We start from the raw sequence: 12,734 nt of genomic DNA, 5'->3' as shown, positions 1-12,734 counted from the left end.
GCTACCGTCCGCAGTTCTACTTCCGTACGACTGACGTGACTGGCAACATCGAACTGCCGGAAGGCGTAGAGATGGTAATGCCGGGCGACAACATCCAGATGGTTGTTACCCTGATCCACCCGATCGCGATGGACGATGGTCTGCGTTTCGCAATCCGCGAAGGCGGCCGTACCGTTGGCGCGGGCGTTGTTGCTAAAGTTCTGAGCTAATCGCTAAGAGCTTGATGCGCAAAGCAGTAAAGGGCATCACTTGATGCCCTTTTTCTACACCCTGTACCAGAGCCTGGCCCATCAGTAATTTTTTGTGCTGAATGGCTGATGAGACAGGTTTTGCCGGTTCTTTGAGGATGAGGGTTTTTTAACACCCCGGAGTCCTGTAATATCCTCAGTCCGGTTTGTTTTGTCCCGCCCGGCGGGGCGAAGTGGATTATCATTCTTTTTGAAATCATAGTGACAGGTTGGTTTATGAGTGCGAATACCGATGCTCAAGGGAGCGGGCGTGGCCTGGATGCGCTGAAGTGGTTGGTTGTGGCTGTGCTGCTGGTTGTGGCTATCGTCGGTAACTATATCTACCGTGACGCAAGCCTGCCGCTGCGCGCGTTGGCGGTGGTGGTGATCATCGTAATTGCGGGCGTCGTTGCATTAATGACAACGAAAGGCAAAGCAACGGTCGCGTTTGCGCGCGAAGCCCGTACCGAAATGCGTAAGGTGATTTGGCCGACCCGCCAGGAGACGCTGCATACGACGTTGATCGTGGCTGCGGTAACGGCGGTTATGTCTCTGATCCTGTGGGGACTGGATGGAATTCTGGTCCGTCTGATTTCGTTTATTACTGGCCTGAGGTTCTAAGATGTCTGAAGCCCCGAAAAAGCGTTGGTACGTCGTTCAGGCGTTTTCCGGTTTTGAAGGCCGCGTAGCGCAGTCGCTGCGTGAGCATATTAAACTGCACGACATGGAAGAGTTGTTTGGTGAAGTCATGGTACCGACCGAGGAAGTGGTTGAGATCCGTGGCGGCCAGCGCCGTAAAAGCGAACGTAAATTCTTTCCAGGCTATGTACTGGTCCAGATGGTCATGAATGACGCCAGCTGGCACCTGGTACGCAGCGTTCCACGCGTGATGGGCTTTATTGGCGGGACGTCCGATCGTCCGGCGCCGATCAGCGATAAAGAAGTAGATGCGATTATGAACCGCCTGCAGCAGGTGGGTGATAAGCCGCGTCCGAAGACTCTGTTTGAGCCGGGTGAAATGGTGCGCGTCAACGACGGCCCGTTTGCCGACTTCAACGGCGTGGTGGAAGAGGTCGATTACGAGAAGAGCCGCCTGAAGGTTTCCGTGTCGATTTTCGGCCGTGCAACGCCGGTCGAGCTGGATTTCAGCCAGGTCGAAAAAGCCAACTGATTTCGATAAAGCAGCCCGTTACGGGTTATGCTTGTCAATAGCGCGGGGTTGTTTTACAATTCCGCGCTATTTATTTTCACGGGGAGCCTTTTCAGGGCGCTATTACCCATATTGAGGAAACTTAAAGATGGCCAAGAAAGTACAAGCCTACGTTAAGCTGCAGGTTGCAGCTGGTATGGCTAACCCGAGCCCGCCGGTTGGTCCGGCTCTGGGTCAGCAGGGCGTTAACATCATGGAATTCTGTAAAGCGTTCAACGCCAAAACAGACAGCCTTGAAAAAGGTCTGCCGATTCCGGTTGTTATCACCGTTTATTCTGACCGTTCCTTCACCTTCGTAACGAAGACCCCGCCGGCAGCCGTACTGCTGAAGAAAGCGGCTGGCGTTAAGTCTGGTTCCGGCAAGCCGAACAAAGACAAAGTGGGTAAAGTGACCCGTGCTCAGGTACGTGAAATCGCAGAAACCAAAGCTGCGGACATGACTGGTTCCGACGTAGACGCAATGATGCGTTCTATCGAAGGTACTGCTCGTTCCATGGGCCTGGTAGTGGAGGACTAATAGATGGCTAAGCTGACCAAGCGCATGCGCGTGATCCGTGAGAAAGTTGATGTAACCAAGCAGTATGACGTCAACGAAGCCGTTGCTCTGTTGAAAGAGCTGGCCACCGCTAAATTTACCGAAAGCGTGGACGTTGCCGTAAACCTGGGCATCGATGCACGTAAATCTGACCAGAACGTACGTGGCGCTACCGTACTGCCGCACGGCACCGGCCGCACCGTTCGCGTTGCCGTATTTACCCAGGGCCCGAACGCCGATGCTGCGAAAGAAGCCGGCGCTGACCTGGTAGGTATGGAAGATCTGGCAGAGCAGATCAAAAAGGGTGAGATGAACTTCGACGTTGTTATCGCTTCTCCGGATGCGATGCGCGTTGTTGGTCAACTGGGCCAGATCCTCGGTCCGCGCGGCCTGATGCCGAACCCGAAAGTTGGTACCGTAACGCCGAACGTTGCTGAAGCGGTTAAAAACGCTAAAGCCGGTCAGGTTCGTTATCGTAACGACAAGAACGGTATCATCCATACCACCATTGGTAAGGTTGACTTCGACGCCAACCAGCTGAAAGAAAACCTGGAAGCGCTGTTGGTTGCCCTGAAGAAAGCTAAGCCGACCACTGCTAAAGGCGTTTACATCAAGAAAATCAGCCTGTCCACGACCATGGGCGCTGGTGTTTCAATTGATCAAAGCACCCTGACGGCAGCTGCTTAATCCTGACGGATAGCATTTTCGCTTTACGCGGGCGTTGATTTTGTCTAGAATCTAACGCCCGCGAGTTCTGCGCACTTGTTGCGCGAAATAATAAGCGAACGAATTTTCGGTTGGAGCCTGGCCTATCCAGGCCTCCGTCCAAGACCGCAGGTGCGTTGCAAGACGCTTAATTTCCCTGCGTAGACGGTGACAGAGCCTAAAGAAATCTTTTTAGATGACTGGATTCTGCTCACCGTATTTCAGTGCTTACTCTGTCCGGCGGTTTATCCGGCGTTCGGGTAAGTGAAGTGAGTTCCGGGAAATGTTTCCCGGCTAAATCCAGGAGCACAAGCTAATGGCATTAAATCTTCAAGACAAACAAGCGATTGTTGCTGACGTCATCGAAGTAGCCAAAGGCGCGCAGTCTGCTGTCGTTGCGGATTCCCGCGGCGTTACCGTAGGCAAAATGACTGAACTGCGTAAAGCAGGTCGTGAAGCTGGCGTTTACATGCGTGTTGTCCGCAACACCCTGCTGCGCCGCGTCGTTGAAGGTACTCCGTTCGAGTGCCTGAAAGACACGTTTGTCGGTCCGACCCTGATTGCATTCTCTATGGAACACCCGGGCGCTGCCGCTCGTCTGTTCAAGGCATTTGCCAAAGACAATGCAAAATTCGAGGTTAAAGCCGCTGCCTTTGAAGGTGAGCTGATCCCGGCGTCTCAGATTGACCGCCTGGCAACTCTGCCGACTTACGAAGAAGCAATCGCACGCCTGATGGCGACCATGAAAGAAGCCTCTGCAGGCAAACTGGTTCGCACTCTGGCTGCTCTGCGCGATCAGAAAGAAGCTGCTTAAGCCTTTCTTTTCCGTTGCTGATTCTTACGTATAAACTATTTCTAAACTTTAGGAACAATTGTTATGTCTATCTCTAAAGACGATATCCTGAACGCAGTTGCAGAAATGTCCGTAATGGACGTTGTTGAACTGATCTCCATGATGGAAGAAAAATTCGGCGTGTCTGCCGCTGCTGCTGTTGCAGTTGCTGCTGGCCCGGCTGCTGCCGCTGAAGAAGAGAAAACTGAGTTCGACGTTATCCTGAAAGCTGCTGGCGCTAACAAAGTTGCCGTTATCAAAGCAGTTCGTGGCGCTACCGGTCTGGGCCTGAAAGAAGCCAAAGACCTGGTTGAATCTGCTCCGGCCGCTCTGAAAGAAGGCGTGAGCAAAGATGACGCTGAAGCTCTGAAGAAATCCCTGGAAGAAGCTGGCGCTGAAGTTGAAGTTAAATAAGCCAACCCTTCCGGTTGCAGCCTGAGAAATCAGGCTGATGGCTGGTGACTTTTTGGTCACCAGCCTTTTTGCGCTGTAGGGTGCCGCCAGTATTTCGCACTGTTTAACTGCCGGCAAACCCCAATAGTTGTTTCTATCGACGCCTTAATATATTGCCCATGTCGGGAGTTCCGGCATATAGCGCAACGAAATGGTTTAAGAGTGATAGAAACAGGTATTGCGGAAAGCGTTCCTGTTTTCCGATCGACAAAATGGTGTTGCACGAACCGCTCCGTCGTGAGCGGACATGGGTCGACTTGTCAGCGAGCTGAGGAACCCTATGGTTTACTCCTATACCGAGAAAAAACGTATTCGTAAGGATTTTGGGAAACGTCCGCAGGTTCTGGACATTCCTTATCTCCTTTCTATCCAGCTTGATTCGTTTCAGAAGTTTATCGAACAGGATCCGGAAGGCCAGTATGGCCTGGAAGCGGCGTTCCGCTCCGTATTCCCGATCCAGAGCTACAGCGGTAACTCTGAACTGCAATATGTCAGCTACCGTCTGGGTGAGCCGGTATTCGACGTTAAAGAATGTCAAATCCGCGGCGTAACCTATTCCGCGCCGTTGCGCGTGAAGCTGCGTCTGGTGATCTACGAGCGCGAAGCGCCGGAAGGCACCGTTAAAGACATCAAAGAACAAGAAGTTTACATGGGCGAAATTCCGCTCATGACCGACAACGGGACTTTCGTCATCAACGGGACCGAGCGTGTTATCGTTTCCCAGTTGCACCGTAGTCCGGGCGTATTCTTCGACAGCGACAAGGGTAAGACCCACTCATCCGGTAAAGTGCTGTATAACGCACGTATTATCCCTTACCGTGGTTCCTGGCTGGACTTCGAATTCGACCCGAAAGACAACCTGTTCGTGCGTATTGACCGCCGCCGTAAGCTGCCGGCCACCATCATCCTGCGTGCGCTGAATTACACCACCGAGCAGATCCTCGATCTGTTCTTTGAGAAAGTAGTGTTTGAAATTCGCGACAACAAACTGCAGATGGAACTGGTGCCGGAGCGTCTGCGTGGCGAAACCGCCTCTTTCGACATCGAAGCCAACGGCAAAGTGTATGTCGAGAAGGGCCGTCGTATCACCGCGCGCCATATCCGCCAGCTGGAAAAAGACAACATTGAGTTGATCGAAGTTCCGGTTGAGTACATCGCGGGCAAAGTCGCGGCGAAAGACTATATCGATCAAAACACCGGTGAATTGATCTGCGCAGCCAACATGGAGCTGTCGATGGATCTGCTGGCCAAGCTGAGCCAGGCCGGTTACAAGCGCATTGAAACGCTGTTCACCAACGATCTGGATCATGGTCCGTACATGTCCGAGACCGTGCGCGTCGACCCGACCACCGATCGCCTGAGCGCGCTGGTTGAGATCTACCGCATGATGCGTCCTGGCGAACCGCCGACGCGTGAAGCTGCGGAAAATCTGTTCGAGAACCTGTTCTTCTCCGAAGATCGTTACGATCTGTCCGCTGTGGGCCGCATGAAGTTCAACCGCTCCCTGATGCGCGAAGAGATCGAAGGTTCCGGTATCCTGAGCAACGAAGACATCATCGAGGTGATGAAGAAGCTCATCGATATCCGTAACGGCAAAGGCGAAGTGGATGATATCGACCACCTCGGCAACCGTCGTATCCGTTCCGTGGGCGAAATGGCCGAAAACCAGTTCCGTGTAGGTCTGGTGCGCGTTGAACGTGCGGTGAAAGAGCGTCTGTCCCTGGGCGATCTCGATATGCTGATGCCGCAGGATATGATCAACGCCAAGCCGATTTCCGCGGCGGTGAAAGAGTTCTTTGGTTCCAGCCAGCTGTCTCAGTTTATGGACCAGAACAACCCGCTGTCCGAGATCACCCATAAGCGCCGTATTTCCGCGTTGGGCCCTGGCGGCTTGACCCGTGAGCGCGCGGGCTTCGAAGTACGTGACGTACACCCGACCCACTATGGCCGCGTATGTCCGATCGAAACCCCTGAAGGTCCGAACATCGGTCTGATCAACTCCTTGTCCGTCTACGCGCAGACCAACGAGTACGGTTTCCTTGAAACCCCGTACCGCCGCGTACGTGACGGCATCGTGACCGATGAAATTCATTACCTGTCTGCCATTGAAGAAGGCAACTTCGTTATCGCCCAGGCGAACTCCAACCTGGATGACGACGGCCACTTCATGGAAGACCTGGTGACCTGTCGTAACAAAGGCGAATCCAGCCTGTTCAGCCGCGACCAGGTTGACTACATGGACGTTTCCACCCAGCAGGTGGTTTCCGTCGGTGCGTCCCTGATCCCGTTCCTGGAACACGATGACGCCAACCGTGCATTGATGGGTGCGAACATGCAACGTCAGGCCGTTCCGACCCTGCGCGCTGACAAGCCGCTGGTTGGTACCGGTATGGAACGTGCCGTAGCCGTTGACTCCGGTGTTACCGCAGTCGCTAAACGCGGCGGCGTGATCCAGTACGTGGACGCTTCCCGTATCGTTATCAAAGTTAACGAAGACGAGACCGTTCCGGGCGAAGCCGGCATCGATATTTACAACCTGACCAAGTACACCCGTTCCAACCAGAACACCTGCATCAGCCAGATGCCGTGTGTGTCCCTGGGCGAGCCGGTTGAGCGCGGCGACGTGCTGGCTGACGGTCCGTCCACCGATCTGGGCGAACTGGCGCTGGGCCAGAACATGCGCGTAGCGTTCATGCCGTGGAACGGCTACAACTTCGAAGACTCCATCCTGGTGTCCGAGCGCGTGGTGCAGGAAGACCGTTTTACCTCCATCCATATCCAGGAACTGGCGTGTGTGTCCCGTGACACCAAGCTGGGGCCGGAAGAGATCACCGCCGACATCCCGAACGTGGGTGAAGCAGCGCTCTCCAAACTGGATGAATCCGGCATCGTGTACATCGGTGCGGAAGTGACCGGTGGCGACATTCTGGTTGGTAAGGTAACGCCGAAGGGCGAAACCCAGCTGACGCCGGAAGAGAAACTGCTGCGTGCGATCTTCGGTGAGAAGGCGTCCGATGTTAAGGACTCTTCGCTGCGTGTGCCGAACGGCGTATCCGGTACGGTTATCGACGTACAGGTCTTCACCCGCGACGGCGTGGAAAAAGACAAGCGTGCGCTGGAAATCGAAGAAATGCAGCTCAAGCAGGCGAAGAAAGACCTGACTGAAGAACTGCAGATTCTGGAAGCCGGCCTGTTTGCCCGTATCCACGACGTGCTGGTTGCCGGCGGCATCGAAGCTGAGAAGCTGGCCAAACTGCCGCGCGATCGTTGGCTGGAACTGGGTCTGCAGGACGAAGAGAAGCAAAATCAGCTGGAACAGCTGGCTGAACAGTACGACGAGCTGAAAGCTGAGTTCGAGAAGAAGCTGGAAGCCAAGCGCCGCAAGATCACCCAGGGTGATGATCTGGCACCGGGCGTACTGAAGATCGTCAAGGTTTATCTGGCCGTTAAGCGCCAGATCCAGCCGGGCGATAAAATGGCGGGCCGTCACGGTAACAAGGGTGTTATCTCCAAGATCAACCCGATCGAAGATATGCCTTACGACGAAAACGGTACGCCGGTCGATCTCGTTCTGAACCCGCTGGGCGTACCGTCACGTATGAACATCGGTCAGATCCTGGAAACCCACCTGGGTATGGCTGCGAAGGGCATCGGCGATAAGATCAACGCCATGATCAAGCAGCAGCAGGAAGTAGCCAAACTGCGCGAGTTCATCCAGAGAGCTTACGATCTGGGCGATAACGTCCGCCAGAAGGTTGATCTGAATACCTTCAGCGACGACGAAGTCATTCGTCTGGCAGAAAACCTGAAGAAAGGTATGCCGATCGCCACACCGGTGTTTGACGGCGCGAAAGAGAAAGAGATCAAAGAGCTGCTGGAGCTTGGCGGCGTTCCGACCTCCGGTCAGATCACGCTGTATGACGGACGTACCGGCGAGCAGTTCGAGCGCCCGGTTACCGTCGGCTACATGTACATGCTGAAACTGAACCACCTGGTCGATGACAAGATGCACGCGCGTTCTACCGGTTCTTACAGCCTGGTTACCCAGCAGCCGCTGGGTGGTAAGGCGCAGTTCGGTGGTCAGCGCTTCGGTGAGATGGAAGTGTGGGCGCTGGAAGCATACGGCGCCGCCTATACCCTGCAGGAAATGCTGACCGTGAAGTCCGATGACGTGAACGGCCGTACCAAGATGTATAAAAACATCGTGGATGGCGATCACCGGATGGAGCCGGGCATGCCGGAATCCTTCAACGTACTGCTGAAGGAAATCCGCTCGCTGGGTATCAACATCGAGCTGGAAGACGAGTAAGCACTCGAATCCGTACCGATACAGGACGCCCGGCCGGGCCGGGCGTCTTAAGAGTTCTCACTCCGACGGGAGCTAATCCGTGAAAGATTTATTGAAGTTTCTGAAAGCGCAAACCAAAACCGAAGAGTTTGACGCGATCAAGATCGCTCTGGCATCGCCGGACATGATCCGTTCCTGGTCTTTCGGTGAAGTGAAAAAGCCGGAAACCATTAACTACCGTACGTTCAAACCTGAGCGTGACGGTCTGTTCTGCGCCCGTATTTTCGGGCCGGTAAAAGATTATGAGTGCCTGTGCGGCAAATATAAGCGCCTGAAGCATCGCGGCGTTATTTGTGAGAAGTGCGGCGTTGAAGTGACCCAGACCAAAGTGCGCCGTGAGCGTATGGGCCACATCGAGCTGGCTTCTCCGACCGCGCACATCTGGTTCCTGAAGTCGCTGCCGTCCCGTATCGGCCTGCTGCTGGATATGCCGCTGCGCGACATCGAACGCGTGCTGTACTTCGAATCCTATGTGGTTGTTGAAGGCGGCATGACCAACCTGGAGCGTCGTCAGATCCTGACTGAAGAGCAGTATCTGGACGCGCTGGAAGAGTTCGGTGACGAATTCGACGCCAAGATGGGCGCCGAAGCGATCCAGGGCCTGTTGAAAAACATGGATCTGGAAGCTGAGTGCGAGCAGCTGCGCGAAGAGCTGAACGAAACCAACTCCGAAACCAAGCGTAAGAAGCTGACCAAGCGCATCAAGCTGCTGGAAGCGTTCGTGCAGTCCGGCAACAAGCCGGAGTGGATGATCCTGACCGTGCTGCCGGTGCTGCCGCCGGATCTGCGTCCGCTGGTTCCGCTGGATGGCGGCCGTTTCGCTACGTCGGATCTGAACGATCTGTATCGTCGCGTGATCAACCGTAACAACCGTTTGAAGCGTCTGCTGGATCTGGCTGCGCCGGATATCATCGTACGCAACGAAAAACGTATGTTGCAGGAAGCGGTCGACGCCCTGCTGGACAACGGTCGTCGCGGTCGTGCGATCACCGGTTCCAACAAGCGTCCTCTGAAATCTTTGGCCGACATGATCAAAGGTAAGCAGGGCCGTTTCCGTCAGAACCTGCTCGGTAAGCGCGTTGACTACTCCGGTCGTTCCGTTATTACCGTGGGTCCGTACCTGCGTCTGCATCAGTGCGGTCTGCCGAAGAAAATGGCGCTGGAGCTGTTCAAACCGTTCATCTACGGCAAGCTGGAGCTGCGTGGCCTGGCCACCACCATCAAAGCGGCCAAGAAGATGGTTGAGCGCGAAGAAGCGGTAGTGTGGGACATCCTGGATGAAGTCATCCGTGAGCACCCGGTTCTGCTGAACCGTGCGCCGACCCTGCACCGTCTGGGTATCCAGGCGTTTGAACCGATCCTGATCGAAGGTAAGGCTATTCAGCTGCACCCGCTGGTGTGTGCGGCATACAACGCCGACTTCGACGGTGACCAGATGGCTGTTCACGTACCGCTGACGCTGGAAGCCCAGCTGGAAGCGCGTGCGCTGATGATGTCCACCAACAACATCCTGTCTCCGGCGAACGGCGAGCCTATCATCGTTCCGTCTCAGGACGTTGTACTGGGCCTGTACTACATGACCCGTGACTGTGTTAACGCCAAGGGCGAAGGCATGGTGCTGAGCGGGCCGAAAGAAGCTGAGCGTATTTATCGCGCCGGCCTGGCGTCTCTGCATGCGCGCGTTAAGGTGCGTATTACTCAGCACGTTAAAAACGTTGACGGCGAGTGGTCGCAGGATACCAGCCTGGTGGATACCACCGTTGGCCGCGCCATCCTGTGGATGATCGTGCCGAAAGGTCTGCCTTACAGCCTGGTTAACCAGGCGCTGGGCAAAAAAGCGATCTCCCGGATGCTGAACTCCTGCTACCGTGCGCTGGGCCTGAAGCCGACCGTTATCTTCGCTGACCAGATCATGTACACCGGCTTTGCCTATGCGGCCCGCTCCGGCGCGTCCGTCGGCATCGACGACATGGTGATCCCGGCGAAAAAAGCGGAAATCATTGCCGAAGCGGAAGCCGAAGTTGCCGAGATCCAGGAGCAGTTCCAGTCTGGTCTGGTTACCGCCGGCGAACGTTATAACAAAGTCATCGATATCTGGGCTGCGGCGAACGAGCGTGTTGCCAAGGCGATGATGGAAAACCTGTCGACCGAAGTGGTTATCAACCGCGACGGCGAAGAAGAGCGTCAGGTTTCCTTCAACAGCATCTTTATGATGGCCGACTCCGGTGCGCGTGGTTCTGCTGCCCAGATTCGTCAGCTGGCCGGTATGCGTGGCCTGATGGCGAAGCCGGACGGCTCCATCATTGAAACGCCGATCACCGCGAACTTCCGTGAAGGTCTGAACGTACTCCAGTACTTCATCTCCACGCACGGTGCGCGTAAAGGTCTGGCGGATACCGCACTGAAAACCGCGAACTCCGGTTACCTGACCCGTCGTCTGGTTGACGTGGCGCAGGACCTGGTGGTTATCGAGGACGACTGCGGCACCATGAACGGCATCGTCATGACCCCGGTTATCGAGGGTGGCGACGTTAAAGAACCGCTGCGTGAGCGCGTGCTGGGCCGTGTAACGGCAGAAGACGTGCTGAAGCCGGGTACGGCGGACATTCTGGTTCCGCGTAATACCCTGCTGAACGAAAAATGGTGTGACCTGTTGGAAGAGCACTCCGTTGACAGCGTGAAGGTACGTTCCGTTGTTACCTGTGAAACCGACTTCGGCGTGTGCGCCAACTGCTACGGCCGTGACCTGGCGCGTGGCCACCTGATCAACAAGGGTGAAGCCATCGGCGTTATCGCGGCACAGTCCATCGGTGAGCCGGGCACTCAGCTGACCATGCGTACGTTCCACATCGGTGGTGCGGCATCGCGTGCGGCTGCTGAGTCCAGCATCCAGGTGAAAAACAAGGGTAGCATCAAGCTGCACAACGCGAAGTTCGTCGTTAACACCGACGGCAAGCTGGTTATCACCTCACGTAATACCGAACTGCGCCTGAGCGATGAATTCGGCCGTACCAAAGAAAGCTACAAAGTACCTTACGGTGCGGTGATGGCGAAAGGTGACGGCGCGGAAGTCAACGGCGGCGAAACCGTGGCTAACTGGGACCCGCATACCATGCCGGTTGTCTCTGAAGTCAGCGGCTTCATCCGCTTTGCCGACATGATCGACGGCCAGACGATTACCCGTCAGACCGACGAACTGACCGGCCTGTCTTCCCTGGTGGTGCTGGACAGCGCAGAGCGTACCGGTAGCGGTAAAGATCTGCGTCCGGCGCTGAAGATCGTTGACGCCAACGGCGACGACGTTCTGCTCCCGGGTACCGACATGGCGGCGCAGTACTTCCTGCCCGGCAAGGCGATCGTACAGCTGGAAGACGGCGTACAGATCGGCGCAGGTGATACCCTGGCGCGTATTCCGCAGGAATCCGGCGGTACCAAGGACATCACCGGTGGTCTGCCGCGTGTTGCCGACCTGTTCGAAGCCCGTCGTCCGAAAGAGCCGGCGATTCTGGCGGAAATCAGCGGCGTTATCTCCTTCGGTAAAGAAACCAAAGGTAAGCGTCGTCTGGTTATCACCCCGCTGGACGGAAGCGATCCGTACGAAGAGATGATTCCGAAGTGGCGTCAGCTCAACGTGTTTGAAGGCGAACGCGTAGAACGCGGCGACGTCGTGTCTGATGGTCCGGAATCCCCGCATGACATTCTGCGTCTGCGTGGCGTTCAGGCCGTGACCCGTTACATCACTAACGAAGTGCAGGACGTATACCGTCTGCAGGGCGTTAAGATTAACGATAAGCACATCGAAGTCATCGTGCGTCAGATGCTGCGTAAAGCAACCATCGTCAACGCAGGCAGCTCCGAGTTCCTGGAAGGCGAGCAGGTTGAAGTATCGCGCGTCAAGATTGCCAACCGTCAGATTGACAGCAACGATAAGATCCCGGCAACTTACGCACGTGACCTGCTGGGTATCACCAAGGCTTCTCTGGCGACCGAATCGTTCATCTCCGCGGCTTCCTTCCAGGAAACCACGCGAGTGCTGACCGAAGCGGCCGTTGCGGGCAAACGCGACGAACTGCGCGGCCTGAAAGAGAACGTTATCGTTGGCCGTCTGATCCCGGCGGGTACCGGTTACGCTTACCACCAGGATCGCATGCGTCGTCGTCAGGCAGGTGAACTGCCGAGCGCGCCGCAGGTGAGCGCTGAAGAAGCGACCGCCAGCCTGGCTGAACTGCTGAACGCCGGTCTGGGCAACAGCGACGACGAATAATCGTCGTTGGCCTGGCCTCTGAAAAACCGCTCCCCGGAGCGGTTTTTTTATGCCCGTAGTCCGGAGAAAGAAGGGCCGGCGTACGCGGGGGATGGTGCGTACGCCGGCATTAAGGGCGGGGCCAGAGGAAAGGCGGTGGCCCCGACTGAAGCCGTTGTGA

At 55.8% G+C, this 12,734-nt stretch carries 9 protein-coding genes; all 9 read left to right on the top strand.

The window, feature by feature from the left end; translation table 11 throughout:
- Positions 1-209, top strand: a 209-nt coding sequence (locus C8D90_RS21585) for an EF-Tu C-terminal domain-related protein (RefSeq protein WP_456236435.1), incomplete at its 5' end; no start/stop codon positions are given.
- A gap of 255 nt (positions 210-464) precedes the next feature.
- Positions 465-848 carry a preprotein translocase subunit SecE gene (gene secE, locus C8D90_RS21580; RefSeq protein ID WP_115460520.1) on the top strand — a complete coding sequence of 128 codons (384 nt, stop codon included), beginning with the start codon at positions 465-467 and terminating at the stop codon, positions 846-848.
- Between the two features lies 1 nt (position 849).
- Positions 850-1,398: a transcription termination/antitermination protein NusG gene (gene nusG, locus C8D90_RS21575; RefSeq protein WP_115460519.1), complete on the top strand. Its 549-nt coding sequence runs from the start codon at positions 850-852 to the stop codon at positions 1,396-1,398.
- Positions 1,399-1,525: 127 nt separating this feature from the next.
- Positions 1,526-1,954, top strand: a complete 429-nt coding sequence (gene rplK / locus C8D90_RS21570; protein ID WP_115460518.1) for a 50S ribosomal protein L11 — start codon at positions 1,526-1,528, stop codon at positions 1,952-1,954.
- A gap of 3 nt (positions 1,955-1,957) precedes the next feature.
- Positions 1,958-2,659, top strand: coding sequence for a 50S ribosomal protein L1 (gene rplA / locus C8D90_RS21565; RefSeq protein ID WP_115460517.1), 702 nt, complete (start codon positions 1,958-1,960; stop codon positions 2,657-2,659).
- A gap of 334 nt (positions 2,660-2,993) precedes the next feature.
- Positions 2,994-3,491, top strand: a complete 498-nt coding sequence (gene rplJ / locus C8D90_RS21560) for a 50S ribosomal protein L10 (RefSeq protein ID WP_115460516.1) — start codon at positions 2,994-2,996, stop codon at positions 3,489-3,491.
- A 63-nt stretch (positions 3,492-3,554) separates the two neighbouring features.
- On the top strand, positions 3,555-3,923 hold the full coding sequence (rplL, locus tag C8D90_RS21555) for a 50S ribosomal protein L7/L12 (protein WP_115460515.1): 369 nt from the start codon (positions 3,555-3,557) through the stop codon (positions 3,921-3,923).
- Positions 3,924-4,242: 319 nt separating this feature from the next.
- Positions 4,243-8,271, top strand: a complete 4,029-nt coding sequence (rpoB, locus tag C8D90_RS21550) for a DNA-directed RNA polymerase subunit beta (RefSeq protein WP_115460514.1) — start codon at positions 4,243-4,245, stop codon at positions 8,269-8,271.
- A 79-nt stretch (positions 8,272-8,350) separates the two neighbouring features.
- Positions 8,351-12,574: a DNA-directed RNA polymerase subunit beta' gene (gene rpoC, locus C8D90_RS21545; protein WP_115460513.1), complete on the top strand. Its 4,224-nt coding sequence runs from the start codon at positions 8,351-8,353 to the stop codon at positions 12,572-12,574.
- Positions 12,575-12,734: the final 160 nt, after the last annotated feature.

The organism is Enterobacillus tribolii, assembly GCF_003363015.1.
GTDB lineage: Bacteria > Pseudomonadota > Gammaproteobacteria > Enterobacterales > Enterobacteriaceae > Enterobacillus > Enterobacillus tribolii.
The sequence above is the reverse complement of the archived record's forward strand: the minus strand, read 5'-3'. Positions and strand labels throughout refer to the sequence as shown.

Coding starts and splice junctions, on each gene's coding strand:
- secE (WP_115460520.1), top strand. CDS start 465: ATGAGTGCGAATACCGATGCTCAAGGGAGCGGGCGTGGCCTGGATGCG.
- nusG (WP_115460519.1), top strand. CDS start 850: ATGTCTGAAGCCCCGAAAAAGCGTTGGTACGTCGTTCAGGCGTTTTCC.
- rplK (WP_115460518.1), top strand. CDS start 1,526: ATGGCCAAGAAAGTACAAGCCTACGTTAAGCTGCAGGTTGCAGCTGGT.
- rplA (WP_115460517.1), top strand. CDS start 1,958: ATGGCTAAGCTGACCAAGCGCATGCGCGTGATCCGTGAGAAAGTTGAT.
- rplJ (WP_115460516.1), top strand. CDS start 2,994: ATGGCATTAAATCTTCAAGACAAACAAGCGATTGTTGCTGACGTCATC.
- rplL (WP_115460515.1), top strand. CDS start 3,555: ATGTCTATCTCTAAAGACGATATCCTGAACGCAGTTGCAGAAATGTCC.
- rpoB (WP_115460514.1), top strand. CDS start 4,243: ATGGTTTACTCCTATACCGAGAAAAAACGTATTCGTAAGGATTTTGGG.